This is a genomic window from Bradyrhizobium sp. 187 (genome assembly GCF_023101005.1).
GTDB lineage: Bacteria > Pseudomonadota > Alphaproteobacteria > Rhizobiales > Xanthobacteraceae > Bradyrhizobium > Bradyrhizobium canariense_D.
In genome coordinates this window covers 5,995,184-6,013,364 of sequence record NZ_CP064693.1, presented here as the reverse complement: position 1 = coordinate 6,013,364, position 18,181 = coordinate 5,995,184, and the positions used below count along the sequence as shown (strand labels likewise).

Here is an 18,181-nt window from a genome sequence, read left to right as displayed (position 1 = left end):
CTGGCGGCGCATATGACGCTTTGGCTGCCGGCGCGTGGACCGTTGCGGGTGTTGTCACCCCCAGCGAACGCTCTGAAGGGGAGAGGTTTTCTTCTGCTGAAGACCAGCACCCGGCCCGGCAAGTCCGAGACGTCATGTTCGCCAGGACCCGCGCGATGTCGCGGGCAAACTGTTGACGAGCTCGTGCAATGGATGGAGCAGGAAGCCTCACTCGGTCGCTTTTCAGATCGCTGAGGCCCCAAGCTGACCTGAAGGCGGCCGCTATCGGAGCGGTCGTGCTTCTGCGCGAGTGGGTGCAGGACAAGCGTCAGGAAAGAGTTCTCGGCGCCCGTGCTGCCGCCAAGGAAAAGACCAGGGCCAAAGCCATCGTCGAGCGCGAGCCGCCGCCGCGGTTGGTCGCGCTGGTCGAGCGCTATCTGCCGCGCCGGGTCGGGATCAGCATGACGGTGCTGCTCCTGATCGGAAGCTGCGGCTTCGGTATCGTCAAGGGCGGCCATCTCCAGGATTTCATCACGGCGGTCAACGACACCCGCAACGCGCTGGCCAATTCCGCCGGCTTCCGCATCACCTCCGTCGTGATCAACGGCCGCAAGCAGCTCAGCCAGGACGAAATCCTCGCGATCGGCGGCGTCAGCGGCCGATCCTCGCTTCTGTTCCTCGACGCCGACGCCGTGCGCGACAAGCTCAAGGCCAATCCCTGGATCGCGGATGCGACCGTGCTGAAGCTCTATCCGGGCCAGCTCATGATCGAGCTCACCGAGCGCAAGGCGTTCGCGCTGTGGCAGGAGGCCGGCCGGCTCTCCGTCATCGCCGATGACGGCGCCGTGCTCGAACCCTACGTCTCGCGCCGCTTCCTGTCGCTGCCGCTCGTGGTCGGCAAGGGCGCCGAGACGCAGGCCCGCGATTTCCTCGCTTTGCTGGCGCGCTATCCGCAGGTCAATTCCATTACCAAGGCCGCGATCTTCGTCGGTGAGCGGCGCTGGAACCTGAGGCTCAAGGACGGCCTCGACATCCGCCTGCCCGAACAGGACGTCGGCAACGCGCTTGCGATGCTGTCCAGGCTCGACAAGGAGGACAGGCTGTTCTCCCGCGACATCGTCGCCGTCGACCTGCGCCTGCCCGATCGGCTCGTCGTGCAGCTGTCCGAGGACGCCGCCAAGGCGCGCGACGATTTGTTCAAGGACAAGAAGAAGAAAAAGGCCGGGGACGCTGCATGACCGGTCTTGATCGCACCCAGACACCGAAGACACGCCCGATGCCGCACAAGCGCGGCGGCCTCGTCGCCTGCCTCGACATCGGCACCAGCAAGATCGCCTGCATGATCGCGCGGCTGAAGCCGTCGGCGCCGAGCGAAGCCCTACGCGACCGGACCCATGCGGTGGAGCTGATCGGCTACAGCCAGATTCAGTCGCGCGGCATGAAGGCCGGCGCCGTGATCGATCTCGGCGAATGCGAGCAGGCGGTGCGACAGGCCGTCGGGCTTGCAGAGAAAATGGCCAAGGTGCGGGTCGAGTCCGTGCTGCTGTCGGTCTCCGGCGGCCGGCTCTCCGGTCAGCTGGTCGAAGCTGCGGCCGACATCCGCGGCGGCGCCGTGACACCGGCCGATGTCAGCCGCGTCACCTCCACGGGCATGCGCCACGCCACCGGCGAGGGCCGCACCGTGCTGCATGCTCTGCCGGTCGGCTACACGCTCGATGGCGTCAAGGGCATCCGCGACCCCCGCGGCATGGTCGCGCATCAGTTCGGCATCGACATGAATGTCGTCACCTGCGACGCCACGGTGGCGCGGAACTTGATGCTGGCGGTCGAACGCTGCCACATCAACGTCGAAGCCATGGCGGCAAGCCCCTATGTGGCAGGCCTGTCGGTGCTGACCGACGACGAGGCCGATCTCGGCGCCGCCGTGGTCGAAATGGGCGCGGGCACCACCACGATCGCGGTCTTTTCCGGCGGCCACTTCGTGCATGCCGCGGGTTTTGCGGTCGGCGGGCAACACATCACGATGGATCTGGCGCGCGGACTCTCCGCGACCATTGCCGATGCCGAGCGAATCAAGACGTTATACGGGACCGTCATCACCGGCGGATCGGACTCGCGTGAGCTGATGTCTGTACCGACAGCCGGTGACGAGCAGGATCTGCCGCAGATCGTCTCCCGCGCTACCATCGCCAACATCGTCAAGCATCGTGCCGAGGAAGTCTTCGAAATGGTTCGGGACAAGCTGAAGGATTCGCCCTTCGCCTCGGAGCCGAACGGCCGCGTCGTGCTCTCGGGCGGGGCCTCGCAGCTCACGGGTCTCGTTGAGCTCGGAACGCAGATTCTCGGCCGGCCCGTGCGGGTCGGACGTCCGCTCGGTTTCGGCCGGCTGCCCAACGAGGCGAAGAACGCCGCCTTCGCGGTGCCGGCCGGACTGCTCGTCTACCCGCAATATGTTCACCACGAACATGTCGAACCGCGGCATACGCGGCAGCAGGTCAGGACGGGGACCGGCGGGTATTTCGGAAAGGTCGGACGATGGCTACGCGAGGGCTTCTGATGACTCCTTCCCGCAATATTCGATTTTCACCAACTCCCGCGGCCGCCGGCCGGGGCGAACCCACGCGCGCGTGATCGAGAGGCAAACATGACCATCAGCATCAATGTTCCTGATATTCACGAACTGAAGCCCCGCATCACCGTGTTCGGCGTCGGCGGCGCCGGTGGTAACGCCGTCAACAACATGATCACGGCGGGCCTCCAGGGCGTCGACTTCGTGGTCGCCAACACCGACGCGCAGGCGCTGACGATGTCGAAGGCGCAGCGCATCGTGCAAATGGGCACGGCGGCCACGCAAGGGTTGGGCGCAGGTTCGCAACCGGTGGTCGGCGCGGCCGCGGCCGAAGAGGTCATGGACGAGCTGCGTGACCATCTCTCGGGCGCCAACATGGTGTTCGTCACCGCCGGCATGGGCGGCGGCACCGGCACCGGCGCAGCTCCCGTGATCGCCAAGATCGCGCGCGAGATGGGCATCCTCACCGTCGGCGTCGTGACCAAGCCCTTCCACTTCGAGGGCGGCCGCCGCATGCGCACTGCGGAAGCGGGCATCAACGAGCTGCACAAGGTCGTCGATACGCTGCTGATCATCCCGAACCAGAACCTGTTCCGGGTCGCGAACGAGAAGACCACCTTTGCCGACGCCTTCGCGATGGCCGACCAGGTGCTCTATTCGGGCGTTGCCTGCATCACCGACCTGATGGTCAAGGAAGGCCTGATCAATCTCGACTTCGCCGACGTCCGCGCCGTCATGCGCGAGATGGGCAAGGCGATGATGGGCACGGGCGAAGCCTCCGGCGACAAGCGCGCGCTGACCGCCGCCGAAGCCGCGATCGCCAACCCGCTGATCGACGATAGCTCGATGAAGGGCGCCAAGGGCCTCCTGATCTCCATCACCGGCGGCAAGGATCTCACCCTGTTCGAGGTCGACGAAGCTGCGACCCGCATCCGCGAGGAAGTCGACCAGGACGCCAACATCATCGTCGGCGCCACCTTCGACGAGGCCCTCGATGGCCTGATCCGCGTCTCGGTCGTCGCCACCGGCATCGAACAGGCCGCGATCGCGCGCAACAGCCAGGCCACCAGCGCTCCCGTGGCGAATCCTGCTCCGCAGGCGCAGCAGGCTCCCGCCGCTCCCGCCGCGGCTGCCGAGAGCCGTCTTGCCGATCTGACCGCGCGGCTGCGCGCTGACAATCAGCGCATGGCCGAGCGCGCCCAGAAGTTCGAAGGACAGACCCCGGCCACAGGAACGGGCCAATTTGCCGCCGCTCCCACGGCTCCGCGTCCGAACGTCGAGCGCGCTGCGCTTGCCGCCATCGCCGCCGCCGTTGCGGACGTTCCGCAGGCTCCCGCGCCGATGCAGACCTATGGCGACGTTACCGTGCGCCCGATCGCGCAGAAGCCCACGCTGTTCCCCGAGCCCGAGCAGGCGCCGATGGCCATGCAAGAGCCGATGACGCCGGAAACCTTCATCCCTCCGCAGGCCGAGCGTGCACCGGTCCGCACACCGCGGATGCCGCGGATCGAGGAACTTCCGATGCCCGCCCAGGCCGAGCTTCGCCAGGCCCGCGGCGAGGTCGAGGAGGAGACCCCGCAGAAGACCCGGCTGTCGCTGCTGCAGCGCCTCGCCAATGTCGGCCTCGGCCGTCGTGACGAGGAGACCGAGGCGCCGATCGCGGCCCGCACCGCCGGTCCCGCGATGCCGCCACTGCCCGATCGCCGCCCCCAGAAGACCGTGGCGCAGCAAATCGCTTCTACCGAGCCGGTGTCCGAGTATGCACGTCGTCCCGCGCCGCAGGGCCTGGACATGCACGGCCGTCCCGCGCCTGTTGCCCCGGCGCCACAGGGAGATGACCATCTTGATATCCCGGCCTTCCTGCGGCGGCAGGCGACCTGAGGATTGTTACAATAAGGCGGACGAAAAAAGGTCCCGGCGGGAAGCTTGCCGGGGCCTTTTCTTTTGCCCCGTGCATATCCGGATTGCGTGGCCAAACAACTGATTTTAAATCATTAATTACGTATTCGATGGTTCAGTAAAACTACCGAAAACGGTCCCGAACTCCGGTCCAATTTGGTTAAGCCTTGGCGCGAATACGGCGGGTTTGGGGTAACAATCGGTAAAAAAGCGTGAGTTGGCGCTGTTTAGGGCAGTGACTATGGTTTGCCGTGACTTGGGGATACGGATTCGGAACAGCGGTCTAGGCCGCAGTCGGGTTCAGTATAAGTCGCGATGGTCGTAGTGGGGCGGTTCCTGATGAAATTTAGCCGGCAAACAACGCTTCGCGCGCAAGCCAGTGTGGCAGGCGTCGGCGTTCATTCCGGTCTTCCCGTCACGCTCACGCTTGGACCCGCGCCTGTCGACGCGGGCTTTGTTTTTATCCGCACCGGGCTCGAGGGAAGCGACCGCGAAGTTCAGGCCACCGCCGAGCAGGTGATCGCGACAGATTTCGCCACCGTCCTCGGTGATCGCAACGGTCCGCTGGTTTCCACCGCCGAGCATGTCCTTGCTGCGCTGCGGGGAATGGGCGTCGACAACGCCATCATTGAGATCGATGGGCCGGAAGTGCCGATCATGGACGGCAGCGCGGCAGCCTTCGTTGCGGCGATCGACCAGGCCGGCATCGTGACCCAGCCGGCGCAGCGCCGCTTCATCCAGGTTTTGAAGCCGATCTCGGTCAAGATCGGCGACTCCTTCGGTGAGATCAGGCCCTATGCCGACGGGTTCCGCGCCGAGGTCGAGATCGACTTCACCAATCCTGTCATCGGCCAGCAGAGCTATGCCTTCGACCTCAACCCGGAGCGTTTCCGCCGCGAAGTCGGCCGGGCCCGGACTTTCGGTCTGATGTGCGACGTCGCGCGGCTCTGGAGCGCCGGCTATGCGCTCGGTGCCTCATTCGACAACACCGTCGTGTTCGACGAGGAGCGGCTGCTCAACACCGAGGGCCTGCGCTACGCCGACGAATGCGCCCGCCACAAGGTGCTGGACGTGATCGGCGACCTCGCGCTGGCGGGTCTGCCGCTGCTCGGCGCCTACCGCTCGGTACGTGGCGGCCACAAGCTCAACCACGCCGTTCTGACCGCGCTGCTCGCCGACCGCACCGCTTGGCGGGTGGTCGAGGGCGAGGCAGCCCGCCGCACCACGCGTCCGGTGGCCGAAACCGGTCGCGGCATCGTCGGTGGCCGGATCGCCGCGGTCTACGGGCCGGACGTTTCCTGAAGAGAGACGTTTCCTGCAGCGGACGTTTCCTAGACGAGAGACGCGTCCTGAAGAGACCCGTCGCCGCGGGCGTTTGGCGGCGGCTTTCCCCGGGAAACTCCTGGTAACGATGATCGGCTAGGATTGCGGCGCGTTCGCCTTAATCCGGGCGGAATGCCTGCCTATCCGGTTGGTTGAAGATCGTTTTTCGGTTACACCGGCGTGGTCGCACGGCAGGCACCACGGCTATATTTCGCGCCCAGGACGGGGTTCATGGGCTGGCGGACACCGCACCACAGGGCGTCAGGGCAATACTCATGTCGGCACAGCGTATGACGCGCGGATATCTTCAAGTCCCGTCTCGAGAAGTCTCGTCTCGAGCCCGTGGGCTGCTTCAGGTTGTCGCCCTCTTCGTGCTCGCGCTGCCGCTGGCCGGCTGCGGCACCGGCGCGCTTTGGGACAAGTTCACCGCCAAGGACGACACCTTCGTCGAGGAGCCCGCCGACAAGATCTACAATGAGGGCCTGTACCTCATGAACGAGAAGAAGGACATGAAGGCGGCGAACAAGAAGTTCGAAGAGGTCGACCGCCAGCATCCTTATTCCGACTGGGCCCGCAAATCATTGCTGATGTCGGCCTACGCGTCCTACCAGGGCGGGGATTATGACAATTGTATCGGCGCGGCCACCCGCTACGTCACGCTGCATCCCGGCAGCCCGGATGCGGCCTACGCGCAATATCTGATCGCCGCCTCGCATTACGACCAGATTCCGGACATCAGCCGCGACCAGACCCGCACCGAGAAGGCGATCGCCTCGCTGGAAGAGGTGGTGCGCAAATATCCGACCTCCGAATATGCGACCTCGGCCAAGGCCAAGATCGAAGGTGCGCGCGACCAGCTCGCCGGCAAGGAAATGAACGTCGGCCGCTATTACGCGCAGAAGCGCGACTACACGGCGGCGATCAACCGCTACAAGGCCGTGGTGACGCAGTACCAGACCACCCGCCATGTCGAGGAGGCGCTGTACCGCCTGACCGAGGCCTATATGGCGATCGGCATCGTTGGCGAGGCCCAGACGGCCGCCGCCGTGCTCGGGCACAATTTTCCTGACAGTCGCTGGTACAAGGACGCCTATAATCTTGTAAAATCAGGCGGTCTCGAACCGAGCGAGAATCAGGGGTCCTGGATTAGCAAGACCTTCAAGAAAATGGGTCTCGGCTAGGAAATAGAATTCCATGCTGGCGCGTCTGTCGATCCGTGACATCGTCCTGATCGAACGGCTCGATATCGAATTCGCACCAGGCCTCGCGGTTTTGACCGGCGAGACCGGTGCGGGCAAATCCATCCTGCTCGATGCCTTTGCGTTGGCGCTCGGCGGCCGCGGCGATGCCGGCCTCGTGCGGCATGGGGCGGAGCAGGGGCAGGTCACTGCCGTATTCGATATCCCAAAAAACCATCCCGCGGCCAAAATCCTCGCGGAGAACGGGCTGGACGATACCGGCGAGATGATTCTCCGCCGGGTCCAGCTCGCCGACGGCCGCACCCGCGCCTTCATCAACGACCAGGCGATCAGCGTGCAGACGCTGAAGGCTGTCGGTGCCGCCCTGGTCGAGATCCACGGTCAGCACGATGAGCGCGCGCTGGTCGATGCCGCCACCCACCGCCGCCTGCTCGATGCCTTCGCAGGTCTCGAAAAGGACGTCTCGGCGGTCGAGACGCTCTGGGACGCGCGCCGCACCGCCAACACTGCGCTGGAGGAGCATCGCGCCGGCATGGAGCGCGCTGCGCGCGAAGCCGATTACCTCCGCCACGCCTCCGACGAATTGAAGCAGCTCGCGCCCAAGGACGGCGAGGAGACTTCGCTGGCCTCCCGTCGGACCACGATGATGCAGGGCGAGAAGATCGCCTCCGACCTGCGCGAGGCGCAGGAGGCGGTCGGCGGCCACCATTCGCCGGTCGCCTCGCTGTCGGCGGCCGTGCGGCGGCTGGAGCGTCGCGGCGTCAACTCGCCGGCGCTGGTCGAACCCGCGGTGAGGGCGATCGACATCGCCATCAACGCGCTGGAGGAAGCCGACCAGCATCTCCAGGCGGCGCTTGCGGCAACCGATTTTGATCCCTCGGAGCTCGAACGCATCGAGGAGCGCCTGTTCGCGTTGCGCGCCGCCTCGCGCAAATATTCGACGCCGGTCGACGGGCTCGCCGCGCTCGCCGCAAAATACGCCGCCGATGTCGTTCTGATCGATGCCGGCGCCTCACGGCTGAAGAAGCTGGAGCAGGCCGCGATCGAGGCCGATGCGCGCTATGCGGCGGCTGCGAAGAAGCTGTCGATGGCGCGGCAGAAATCGGCGGAGAAGCTCAACAAGGCCGTCAATGCCGAGCTCGCGCCGCTCAAGCTCGAGCGCGCAAAGTTCATGACCCAGGTCGAGACCGACGAGGCAGCTCCGGGCCCGCAAGGGTTCGACCGCGTCGAGTTCTGGGTGCAGACCAACCCGGGCACCAAGCCGGGGCCGCTGATGAAGGTCGCCTCCGGCGGCGAGCTGTCGCGTTTCCTGCTGGCGCTGAAGGTCGTGCTGTCCGACCGCGGTTCGGCGCCGACCCTGGTCTTCGACGAGATCGACACCGGCGTCGGCGGCGCGGTCGCGGACGCGATCGGCGGGCGGCTGGCGCGGCTCGCCGGCAAGGTCCAGGTGATGGCCGTCACCCACGCCCCGCAGGTCGCCGCCCGTGCCGACCAGCATTTGCTGATCTCAAAGGACGCGCTGGACAAGGGCAAGCGCGTTGCGACCCGCGTCAATGCGCTTGCCGCCGACCACCGCCGCGAGGAGATCGCGCGGATGCTCGCCGGTGCCGAGATCACCGCCGAGGCGAGGGCTGCCGCGGACCGTCTGCTCAAGGCGGCGACGGCTTGATTTCGTGTCCCGGACGCGCGCAACCGCGAGCCGGGACCCAGAATGTCGCCCCGATGGGCCCCGGCTCTGCAGCGCACCGCCAAAGAAGCGCTGCGCTGCGTCCGGGGCGCAAGACCTCAACACGCCTTTACCCTCCCGCCCGCTCCATCGTATCCAAGCACCATGGCCAGAGCAGCAAAATCGAAACCAACACCGCTTCGCGACGTCGCCGACCTCACCAAGGCGCAGGCCAAGGTCGAGCACATGCGGCTCGCGCTCGAGATCGAGGGGCATAACGAACGCTACTACCAGGACGACGCGCCCACCGTCACCGACGCCGAGTATGACGCGCTACGCCAGCGCTTCAACGCGATCGAGAAGCGCTTTCCGGAATTCGTCAGCGCGGACTCTCCGTCGCAGAAAGTCGGTGCTGCACCATCAGGCCGCTTCAAGAAGGTGCGGCATGCCGTCCCCATGCTGTCGCTCGACAACGCCTTTGCGGAAGAGGATCTGCGCGACTTCGTCGGCCGCATCGTGCGCTTCCTGAAGCTCGACGACGACAAGATCGATTTCTCGGCCGAGCCGAAGATCGACGGCCTCTCGATGTCGCTGCGCTACGAGGGCGGTGAACTCGTCACCGCGGCGACTCGCGGCGACGGCGCGGTCGGCGAGGACGTCACCGCCAACATCCGCACGCTCGAGGACGTGCCGAAGAGGCTGAAGGGCCGCAACGTCCCCGATATCTGCGAGGTGCGCGGCGAGGTCTACATGACCAAGAAGGCCTTCCTCGCGCTCAACGAGCGGCAGAAGGCGGAAGGCAGCACCATCTTCGCCAATCCGCGCAATTCGGCCGCGGGCTCGCTCCGGCAGAAGGATCCGACCATCACCGCCTCGCGCCCCCTCGGCTTCTTCGCCTATGCCTGGGGCGAGATGAGCGCGATGCCGGAGGCCACGCAGAGCGGCATGATCGGCTGGTTCGAGCGCTGCGGATTCAAGACCAACCCGCTGACCAGGCTCTGTCACTCCGTCGAGGAGCTGCTGGCGTTTCATCATGCGATCGAGGAGCAGCGCGCAAAGCTCGACTACGACATCGACGGCGTCGTCTACAAGGTCGATCGCATCGACTGGCAGGAGCGGCTCGGCTTCGTCTCGCGCACGCCGCGCTGGGGCATTGCCCACAAATTCCCGGCCGAACGCGCCACGACGGTGTTGCGCGACATCGAGATCCAGGTCGGCCGCACCGGCTCGTTCACGCCGGTCGGCAAGCTCGAACCGGTCGGCGTCGGCGGCGTGATCGTGCAGAACGTCACGCTGCACAACGAGGACTACATCAAGGGTATCGGCAATAAGGGCGAAGTGCTGCGCGAGGGCCGCGACATCAGGATCGGCGACACCGTCGTGATCCAGCGCGCCGGCGACGTCATCCCGCAGGTGGTCGACGTCGTCCTCGACAAGCGGCCGAAGGCTGCCAGGGAATTCCAGTTTCCGAAGAAGTGCCCGTGCCCGTTGCACACCGACGTCACGCGCGAGGAGACGGCGGCGGGCGAAGAGGGCTCACGCGCTCGCTGCACCGGCGAGTTCGCCTGCCCCTACCAGAAGATCGAGCATCTGAAGCTGTTCGTGTCGCGGCGCGCCTTCGACATCGACGGTCTTGGCGAGAAGCAGCTCCAGTATTTCTTCGACGAGGGCTTTGTGAAGGAGCCAGCGGACATCTTCACGCTGGAAAAGCGCAATTCGAAACTCAAGCTCGAGGACATCGAGGGTTACGGGGCAACCTCGGTGCGCAATCTGTTCAGCGCGATCGAGAGCCGTCGGAAGATTGCACTGGAGCGCTTTATCTTCGCGCTCGGCATGCGCCATATCGGCGAGACCACGGCGCTGGCGCTGGCCCGCGGCTACGGCTCCTGGGACGCCTTCCACGATGCCAGCCTCAAGGTCGCCAAGGGCGACGAGGAGGCGATGGCCGAGATGGACGCGCTCGACCAGATCGGCGAGACCGTGATCAAGAGCATCGCCGATTATTTCGGCGAGAGCCACAATCGCGGCATCGTCGAGCGGCTTACCAGGGAGGTCGAGATCATCGACGCGGAGAAGCCGAAGAGTAACTCCGCCGTCGCCGGCAAGACCGTGGTGTTCACGGGCTCGCTGGAGAAGATGACGCGCGACGAGGCCAAGGCCACCGCTGAGCGGCTAGGCGCAAAAGTGTCCGGATCGGTGTCCAAGAAAACCGATCTCGTCGTCGCAGGCCCCGGCGCAGGTTCGAAGCTCGCGGAGGCCAACAAGCATGGCGTCAAGGTGCTGACCGAGGACGAGTGGCTGGCGCTGATCGGGGAGTGACTCTTCCCTTCTCCCCTTGTGGGAGAAGGTGGCGCGCAGCGCCGGATGAGGGGTTCTATCCTCGAATTCAAGCTTTGAGAGGGGACCCGTGCGGAGAGAGACCCCTCATCCGGCGCGCTACGCGCGCCACCTTCTCCCACAAGGGGAGAAGGAAGAAGGCCTCACCGCGCCCGATCACATCATCCCGCTCTCTTCCTCTTCCGCCTGCTCGATCAGCGTCTCGCTCACCATGACCTCGCGGCGGGGGACGACGAAGATCATCGTGCAGGCGCAGAGCAGGGAGATCGCCAGTACCGCGGCGGTGAGCGGCAGCGTGGTCGCGGAATGGCCGCCGAGATAGGCGCCGAATTGCGACATCAGCGCGCCGATGCCTTGCTGGAGAAAGCCCATCGCACCTGATGCGGTGCCGGCGGCCTCGGGACGGATGCTGATCGCGCCGGCGGCCGAGTTCGCCATCACGAAGGCATTGCCGACCATCACGATCATCTGCGTGCCGAACAGCCAGGCGGGCGCCTCGTTCCAGCCGGTGAAGCTCCAGAGCAGGTTCAACAGGCTGCCGCAAAGCTGAAGCGCGAGGCCGAACCAGATCAACTTCTCCAGCGAGTGCCTGGGCGCGAAGCGCACGCAGAGCAGATTGCCGACGAGATACGCAAAGCCCGTCGTCGCGAACCACGCGCCGTATTCGGCGCTGGTCCTGCCCATCTGCGTTACCACGATATAGGGGCCGCCGCCCGCGAAGGTGAAGATGATCTGCGAGGCCAGCACCTGGCACATCACGTAGCCGACGAAGGCGCGGTTGCGGATCAGGATGCCGACATCGCCGCGAAAGCCGCTGCCGGCGACGCGGTCTCGGCGGGTCTCGGGCAGCGCGAATGCGATTCCGACGGCGACAATGATCGCGGCGACGGTGATGGCGTAGAAGATCGCGCGCCAGCCGAACGCGGTTTCGATCAGGCCGCCGGTGAGCGGAGAGACCATCTGCCCGATCATCAGCGCCGCGACCACGAGGCTGATCATCGAGGCGACGCGGTCGCGCTCGTAGATGTCGCGGATGATGGCGCGGCTCACCACCATGCCCGCGGCGCCGCCCAACGCCTGGAAAAAGCGCGCGGCGACCAGCTGCGGCAGGGTTTCCGCGAAGATGGAGGCGGCGCTGGCGACCACCATCAGCGCCAGTCCTCCGAGCAGCACCGGTCGCCGCCCGAAACGGTCCGACAGCGGGCCCATGATGAGTTGCGACAGCGCGATGCCGACCATGTACAGCGACACCGTCATCTGCGCGACCGAGATGTCGCTGCCAAAGGTCGTCGCCAGCACCGGCAGCGCCGGAACCAGCATGTAAAGCGAGATCGGCGCGATGCCGGTCATGACGACGAGCAGCAGCAACACCACGCGCGAGGTCGCGAGGTTCTTCGCCGTGTCCGGCGGCTTGCTGATCATGCCGTGCATGCGTGTCCGTCTCGTAGAAATTCGAATCGGACTGTAGCGCGCTCGCGCAAGACGCATATCGGCGTTTCGGAATGCGGCTATACGGATTCCGGGACGGTTATGATGAGGGCGCCATAGCGCCGCTTGGGCGCGTTGCTCGCGTCAAAAAGTCGGTGTCATCGCCGGCTTGACCGGGCGATCCAGTACGCCGCGGCTTCTTCGCATGCGTTTCCTGTCTCTGGAATGCTGGATTCCCCGCCTGCCGCCTTCGCTAAAGCTTCGGCGCCCCTAGACCTCACCCCGGCGTAGCCGGGTCGCGGGGCATGACAGCTGTGGTGGAGAAGCAGCCTTGCGCAAAGCGCGTGGAGCCATGCGGCTTTGCGACGACGCGCTTACGCCTTCAACTCCGCCGTGGCCTGGTCCAGCCAGGCCTTGGTCGTCTCGTCCAGCGCCGGCCGCACCTCGGCCCTGACGCGCGCGTGGTAGGCGTTGAGCCAGTCGAGCTCGTCCTTGCTGAGCATGCCGACATCGATCAGCCGGCGGTCGATCGGCGCCAGGGTCAGCGTCTCGAACGCGTTCATCGATTTTTCCGCGCCCTTGATATCGGCTTCGACCACCAGTTCGAGGTTCTCGATGCGGATGCCGAAACCGTCTGTCTTGTAGTAGCCGGGCTCGTTGGACAGGATCATGCCGCGCTTCAGCGGCGTAGTGCCGAGCTTCGAGATTCGCGCCGGCCCCTCATGCACGCTCAGATAGCTGCCGACGCCGTGGCCGGTGCCATGCTCGAAATCGACGCCGGCGGCCCAGAGATATTGCCGTGCGAGTGTGTCGAGCTGCGCGCCGGTGGCGCCGTCGGGAAAGATCGCCCGCGCAATCGCGATGTGGCCGCGCAGCACACGCGTGAAGCGGTCGCGCATCTCGTCGGTCGGCTCGCCCACGGCCATGGTGCGGGTGACGTCGGTGGTGCCGTCTTCGTATTGTGCACCTGAATCGATCAGCAGCAGATCGCCGGGGACGATCCGCCGGTTGCTCTTGCGGGTGACGCGGTAGTGCACGATCGCGCCATTCGGGCCGGTGCCCGATATGGTCGGGAACGACACATCTTTGAGCGCGCCGGTGTCGCGGCGGAATGTCTCCAGCGCCTCGACCGCGTCGATCTCGGTGAGCTTGCCGCTTGCCGCCTCGCGGTCGATAAAGGCGAGGAAGCGTGCCAGCGCCACGGCGTCGCGCCGGTGCGCCGATTGCGTGCCCTTGATCTCGGTCGTGTTCTTGACCGCCTTGAGCAGCGCGATCGGATCGCTGCCGCGCACCGGCTTGCCGCCGGCGCCCGTGATCAGCCGGCTGAGGGCGTCGGCCGCGGTCGCATTGTCGAGCGCGATCGATCCGCCGCTCTTGGCGAGCGCCATCAGCGTCGGCGCCATCGCATCGGGCTCGCGCACGTCGGCGGACTGCTCGAGATGGTCGCGGGTCAGATTTGAGAGCTTGCGGTGATCGATGAAGATGGTGGGACGGCCGTCCTTCGGCACCAGCGCATAGGACAGCGGCAGCGGCGTATGCGCGACGTCGGCGCCGCGGATGTTGAAGGTCCAGGCCACGGCATGGCTGTCGGACAGCACCAACGCATCGACGCCGAGCTTGCCGATCTCGCTCCTGATCTGCGTCAGCTTCTCGGCTTCAGTCACGCCGGCATGTTGCATTCCGTGCACCGTGACCGGCGCAATCGGCGGCTGTGGCCGGTCTTGCCAGATCGCATCGACCGGATTGCTGTCGACGGCGACCAGTTCGGCACCGGCCTTGGTGCAGGCGGCGGCCAAACGCTCGGCTGCTGCAAAAGTGTGCAGCCACGGATCAAATCCTAGGCGGTCGCCGGCCTTCAGGTGTGCCGACATCCAGCTTTCCGGCGGGGGATCGATCAGAGATTCCACGGCCCAGGCCCTTGAATCGACCTGCTTGGCCGCTTGGATCGTGTAGCGGCCGTCGACGAAGACCGCGGCCTCGTGCGTCAGCACCACCGCCAGTCCCGCCGAGCCCGTAAAACCGGTCAGCCAGGCGAGACGTTCTTCGGACGGCGGCACGTACTCATTCTGCTGCTGATCGGCGCGTGGAATCACGAAACCGGTCAGCTTGCGGCGGGCGAGTTCTTCACGGAGCGCGGCCAGCCGGGCTGTCAATGCGACGCCGGCCTCGGGCTCCTCGAATGTCTGGAAATGCGCTTCGAACATGGTGGATCACTTTAGGATCATGCGGATCAGTCCGCAATGTAGACGCATTTGAGGTCGCATCTGGCATGGACTGTGCTTGAACAAGTTCCATTCGAATTGAGTGGAGTACAGGATGCGGCAGTTGCGCTTCGTCCAGATGACAGGGAAATTCGAGCAAGTTGTTCATCTCAACGACGAGGGGACACTCGATGCCAGCGTTCACGTTTGAAAAGATTACGCCGCCGGTGCGCCGCGCCCCGGCTGCGGCAACACCGAAGAAACCGCGCGGCCTGATCAGCCAGATGATCGACCGTTTCGCCGAACGCCGCGCGAGGCGCGCCTCGCAGGCCGAGCGCGCGATGCGCCGGGACGAAGAGACGGCAAAGTAGCGGCATCTACGGCAGCAGCCGTACTCACCCCATCTTCCGCAGCAACAGGCTGCTCCATCCCTGGATTCGCATGTGCTTCAGAGGCACGAGGCCGCGCGCGCGGTAGGCGGCGATCACGGCGGGGACCTGGGGCGTCAACAGGCCGGAGAGGATGACGCGCCCGCCAGGGGCGAGGTGGCGCGTCATCGGGCCCGCCAATTGCCGTAACGGATTGGCAAGGATGTTGGCCAGCACTAGGTCGAACGGGCCGCGTCTGCCGAAATCAGCCGCCGCGAAGCCGATGGCGCGGATCACTCGCACATGGTGACCGACCTCGTTCAACACGGCGTTCTCGGCTGCCACCTTGACCGAGGCCGGGTCGATGTCGGAGGCCAGCACCGCGCGATGCAGCGCTTTCGCCGCCGCTATCCCGAGCACGCCGGTCCCGGTACCGAGGTCGAGCACGCGGTCCGGCCGGGTGCGTTTCAGGACATGGTCAAGCAGGAGTAAACAGCCGCGTGTGGTGCCGTGATGGCCAGTGCCGAAGGCGAGAGCCGCCTCGATCTCGATGGCGAGCTTGTTCGGGGCCACGCGGTCGCGGTCATGGCTGCCGTGGACGACGAAGCGCCCGGCCGGCACCGGGACGAGATCTTCCAGGCTCGACTTGACCCAGTCCCTGGCTTCGACGGTGTCGAAGGCCAGCGTGTCCGCGATCTCATTTCCTGCTGATGTTGCAACGAGTTCGCGCAGCCACGCCCGGTCCGGCGCGTGGGCGAAATGCAGCGCGACGTCCCACTGTCCGTTCGGCTGCTCGAAGGCGGCGACCGCCGCATCATCCTCGAAGAACATTTCGGTGAGGACGTCGACAATGCGCCTTGCGGCGATCTCGCTGCCGATCGAAAAATTGGCGCGATGGGTGGGGGCAGGCTGCATCTCAGGGTTCCGTCCGGTTCAATTTTTGGAACTTTTGTTCCCGATTTTTCTAATAACTTGCATTTATGAGGTTAACCCGACCGCAGGTTGTGCCACGTAGAATTGCGGGTGTTGGGCAACCCACACAGCTTGAAATGGAAAAGGAGGCGAGACTTGAAGCGCATGATTTTGAAATTCTGGACCGACGATTCAGGTGCAACCGCAATCGAGTACGGCCTGATCGCAGCCGGCATCGCGCTGGCGATCATCACCGTCGTGAACGGACTGGGCACCACCATGAACGACAAGTTCACTTCGATTAGCAGCTCCTTAAAGTAATTTCCGCCTCCCATTCCCGGCGGGGCAATTCTCCATACGACTGCTTTCGAGCCGCGCCCGCCGGGGGAATTGCCCCCTGGCGGGCGAAGTCGTTTTGGGGAGAGGTTTTCACAGAATGCCCACAGGCTACCCGCTGGTTTGTCCGGACTTTGTCCACGGATTATCCCGCCGCTCATTCCCGGATTTTCCACCGATTTGTAGCAGGCTTTGAAGGGGCATAACCCACCGCCCTTTCACAGCTTTGCCAACAGTCTGTCCACAGCCCATCCACAGGCTTATCCACGGCTTCCGAACAACGACCGGTGATCCCTCAGGATTGCCTGGGCGGCGTTGTGGCCAGGCGCGCCGGTGACGCCGCCGCCGGGGTGGGCGCCGGAGCCGCAATGATAGAGGCCCTTCACGGGCCCGCGATAATCGGCGTGGCCCAGCATCGGCCGCGCCGAAAACAGCTGGTTCAGCGTCAGCGCGCCGTGGAAGATGTCGCCGCCGAGCAGGCCGAACTGCCGTTCGAGGTCGAGCGGTGACAGGATCTGGCGGCCGAGCACGCTTGTCGCAAAACCCGGCGCGTATTTGTCCACCGTCGCGATCATGAGGTCGGCAACCTCGTCGCGATGGTCGTCCCACGACTTCCCATCGGGAAGCTCCGGCGCGACGTGCTGGCAGAACAGGCTTGCGACGTGGTGTCCTGCGGGCGCGAGCGTGTCGTCGAGCGTCGAGGGGATCAGCATTTCCACGACCGGCTCCCGGCTCCAGCCGTGCGCGCGGGCATCGAAAAAGGCGCGGTCCATGTAGCCGAGATCAGGGGCCAGGATAATGCCGGAGGTGAGATGATCGCCGTCGCCCGGCAGCGCCGTGAAGGAGGGCAGGCGGTCCAGCGCCACGTTCATGCGGAAGGTGCCGGAGCCGTTCTTCCAGTGCCGGATGCGGGCGAGGAAGTCTTGGGGAAGCGCATCGGCGGCGACCAGCCGCGTGTAGAGCAGTTTCGGATTGACGTTGGCTGCGACATATTTCGCGCGGATGGTCGTACCGTTCTCCAGCGCCACGCCGACCGCGCGATCGCGCTCGACGATGACCTCGCGCACGCCTGCATCGGTGTCGATCACAACGCCGCGGTCGCGTGCGGCGCGCGCCATGGCCTGCGTGATCGCACCCATGCCGCCGATGGCGTGACCCCAGACGCCCTTCTTGCCGTTCACCTCGCCGAAGGCGTGATGCAGCATCACATAGGCCGAGCCCGCGGCGTAGGGGCTGGCATAATTGCCGACGATGGCATCGAAGCCGAACAGCGCCTTGACCAGATCATGCTCGAAACGTTCGTCCAGCATCTCGCCGGCCGAGCGGGTGAAGAGATCGAGCAGGCTGCGGCTCTGCTCCAGCGACAGCCCGCGCAGGATGTTGGCGCTCTGGAATGCGTTCACGGCTTCGCGGATCGAGGCCGTGCCGAAACCATCGAGCAGGTTTGGCGGCGCGCGCAGCACGAATTGCCGAAGCACGTCGGCGATATCTTCCAGTTCGCGCGAAAACCCGTCGAGTGCATTTGCGTCATGCGGGCTCAGCCGGGCGACGGACGCCTGCGTCCGCCCCTCGCCGGTGAGAAGATAGCTGCCGTCGGGGGCGGGCAGAAAATTCTGCGCGCGCCGTTCGACGATGCGCAGGCCCTGTTCGGCCAGCTTCAAGTCACGGATCACCAGCGGATTGAGCAGGCTCACGGTGTAGGCCGCGACCGAATTGCGGAAGCCGGGATGAAATTCCTCCGTGACCGCGGCCCCGCCGACCACCTTGCGGCGCTCGACCACGCGCACGCGCAAGCCGGCCATCGCGAGATAGGCCGCGCAGGTGAGGCCGTTATGGCCAGCGCCGATGATGATGACGTCGGTTTCGATCATGAAGGGGTCAGCTGTTCCACGCCCATTCCGGGATGGTCTGAACGACCGGGCTCGGGACATCTGTATATCAAGCATTCCCCGCTGCAACATCAC

The 18,181-nt window shown here is 65.4% G+C and carries 13 protein-coding genes; 9 read left to right on the top strand and 4 right to left on the bottom strand.

Annotated features, from left to right (window positions below; translation table 11 throughout):
- Positions 1–188: 188 nt before the first annotated feature.
- The 7 genes from IVB19_RS29120 (at position 189) to ligA (ending at position 10,954) form a co-directional block, all read left to right on the top strand.
- Complete coding sequence (locus IVB19_RS29120) at positions 189–1,217, top strand: cell division protein FtsQ/DivIB (RefSeq protein WP_026232695.1); 1,029 nt, start codon at positions 189–191, stop codon at positions 1,215–1,217.
- The gene (gene ftsA, locus IVB19_RS29115) at positions 1,214–2,536 is read left to right on the top strand and encodes a cell division protein FtsA (RefSeq protein ID WP_018454244.1); all 1,323 of its coding nucleotides are present in this window, start codon (positions 1,214–1,216) and stop codon (positions 2,534–2,536) included. Before IVB19_RS29120 ends, ftsA begins: the two co-directional genes overlap by 4 nt.
- An 87-nt stretch (positions 2,537–2,623) precedes the next feature.
- A complete protein-coding gene (gene ftsZ / locus IVB19_RS29110) occupies positions 2,624–4,429 on the top strand; it encodes a cell division protein FtsZ (protein ID WP_018454245.1) in 1,806 nt (601 codons plus the stop codon).
- A 357-nt stretch (positions 4,430–4,786) separates the two neighbouring features.
- Positions 4,787–5,749, top strand: a complete 963-nt coding sequence (lpxC, locus tag IVB19_RS29105; RefSeq protein ID WP_026232696.1) for a UDP-3-O-acyl-N-acetylglucosamine deacetylase — start codon at positions 4,787–4,789, stop codon at positions 5,747–5,749.
- Between the two features lie 296 nt (positions 5,750–6,045).
- Entirely contained in the window at positions 6,046–6,951 is a 906-nt protein-coding gene (gene bamD, locus IVB19_RS29100; protein ID WP_026232697.1) for an outer membrane protein assembly factor BamD, read from the top strand.
- Positions 6,952–6,964: 13 nt separating this feature from the next.
- On the top strand, positions 6,965–8,638 hold the full coding sequence (gene recN, locus IVB19_RS29095; protein WP_018454248.1) for a DNA repair protein RecN: 1,674 nt from the start codon (positions 6,965–6,967) through the stop codon (positions 8,636–8,638).
- Positions 8,639–8,800: 162 nt separating this feature from the next.
- A complete protein-coding gene (ligA, locus tag IVB19_RS29090) occupies positions 8,801–10,954 on the top strand; it encodes an NAD-dependent DNA ligase LigA (protein WP_018454249.1) in 2,154 nt (717 codons plus the stop codon).
- 174 nt (positions 10,955–11,128) lie between these two features.
- On the opposite strand, the gene IVB19_RS29085 is transcribed toward ligA, so the two are convergent.
- Positions 11,129–12,403: a multidrug effflux MFS transporter gene (locus IVB19_RS29085; RefSeq protein WP_247820445.1), complete on the bottom strand. Its 1,275-nt coding sequence runs from the start codon at positions 12,401–12,403 to the stop codon at positions 11,129–11,131.
- 371 nt (positions 12,404–12,774) lie between these two features.
- Positions 12,775–14,604 (bottom strand): aminopeptidase P family protein, encoded by a 1,830-nt coding sequence (locus IVB19_RS29080; protein WP_018454251.1) that lies wholly within the window; start codon positions 14,602–14,604, stop codon positions 12,775–12,777.
- A 188-nt stretch (positions 14,605–14,792) separates the two neighbouring features.
- On the opposite strand from IVB19_RS29080, the gene IVB19_RS29075 reads away from it, so the two are divergent.
- The gene (locus tag IVB19_RS29075; protein WP_018454252.1) at positions 14,793–14,972 is read left to right on the top strand and encodes a hypothetical protein; all 180 of its coding nucleotides are present in this window, start codon (positions 14,793–14,795) and stop codon (positions 14,970–14,972) included.
- Positions 14,973–14,996: 24 nt separating this feature from the next.
- Here IVB19_RS29075 and IVB19_RS29070 read toward each other — a convergent pair whose 3' ends face one another.
- Positions 14,997–15,884 carry a 50S ribosomal protein L11 methyltransferase gene (locus IVB19_RS29070; RefSeq protein WP_018454253.1) on the bottom strand — a complete coding sequence of 296 codons (888 nt, stop codon included), beginning with the start codon at positions 15,882–15,884 and terminating at the stop codon, positions 14,997–14,999.
- A gap of 162 nt (positions 15,885–16,046) precedes the next feature.
- Here IVB19_RS29070 and IVB19_RS29065 point away from each other — a divergent pair, with 162 nt between their 5' ends.
- The gene (locus IVB19_RS29065; protein WP_085395715.1) at positions 16,047–16,202 is read left to right on the top strand and encodes a Flp family type IVb pilin; all 156 of its coding nucleotides are present in this window, start codon (positions 16,047–16,049) and stop codon (positions 16,200–16,202) included.
- Positions 16,203–16,477: 275 nt separating this feature from the next.
- Here the strand turns inward: IVB19_RS29065 and IVB19_RS29060 are convergent, their stop codons facing one another.
- Positions 16,478–18,088 (bottom strand): phytoene desaturase family protein, encoded by a 1,611-nt coding sequence (locus IVB19_RS29060; RefSeq protein WP_085385411.1) that lies wholly within the window; start codon positions 18,086–18,088, stop codon positions 16,478–16,480.
- Between the last annotated feature and the right edge of the window lie 93 nt (positions 18,089–18,181).

Excerpts from the sequence above, each read along its gene's own strand:
- ftsA (WP_018454244.1), top strand. The coding sequence starts at position 1,214 with ATGACCGGTCTTGATCGCACCCAGACACCGAAGACACGCCCGATGCCG.
- IVB19_RS29065 (WP_085395715.1), top strand. The coding sequence starts at position 16,047 with ATGATTTTGAAATTCTGGACCGACGATTCAGGTGCAACCGCAATCGAG.
- lpxC (WP_026232696.1), top strand. The coding sequence starts at position 4,787 with ATGAAATTTAGCCGGCAAACAACGCTTCGCGCGCAAGCCAGTGTGGCA.
- IVB19_RS29070 (WP_018454253.1), bottom strand. The coding sequence starts at position 15,884 with ATGCAGCCTGCCCCCACCCATCGCGCCAATTTTTCGATCGGCAGCGAG.
- IVB19_RS29075 (WP_018454252.1), top strand. The coding sequence starts at position 14,793 with ATGCCAGCGTTCACGTTTGAAAAGATTACGCCGCCGGTGCGCCGCGCC.
- IVB19_RS29120 (WP_026232695.1), top strand. The coding sequence starts at position 189 with ATGGATGGAGCAGGAAGCCTCACTCGGTCGCTTTTCAGATCGCTGAGG.
- IVB19_RS29060 (WP_085385411.1), bottom strand. The coding sequence starts at position 18,088 with ATGATCGAAACCGACGTCATCATCATCGGCGCTGGCCATAACGGCCTC.
- ftsZ (WP_018454245.1), top strand. The coding sequence starts at position 2,624 with ATGACCATCAGCATCAATGTTCCTGATATTCACGAACTGAAGCCCCGC.
- bamD (WP_026232697.1), top strand. The coding sequence starts at position 6,046 with ATGTCGGCACAGCGTATGACGCGCGGATATCTTCAAGTCCCGTCTCGA.
- IVB19_RS29080 (WP_018454251.1), bottom strand. The coding sequence starts at position 14,604 with ATGTTCGAAGCGCATTTCCAGACATTCGAGGAGCCCGAGGCCGGCGTC.
- IVB19_RS29085 (WP_247820445.1), bottom strand. The coding sequence starts at position 12,403 with ATGCACGGCATGATCAGCAAGCCGCCGGACACGGCGAAGAACCTCGCG.
- recN (WP_018454248.1), top strand. The coding sequence starts at position 6,965 with ATGCTGGCGCGTCTGTCGATCCGTGACATCGTCCTGATCGAACGGCTC.
- ligA (WP_018454249.1), top strand. The coding sequence starts at position 8,801 with ATGGCCAGAGCAGCAAAATCGAAACCAACACCGCTTCGCGACGTCGCC.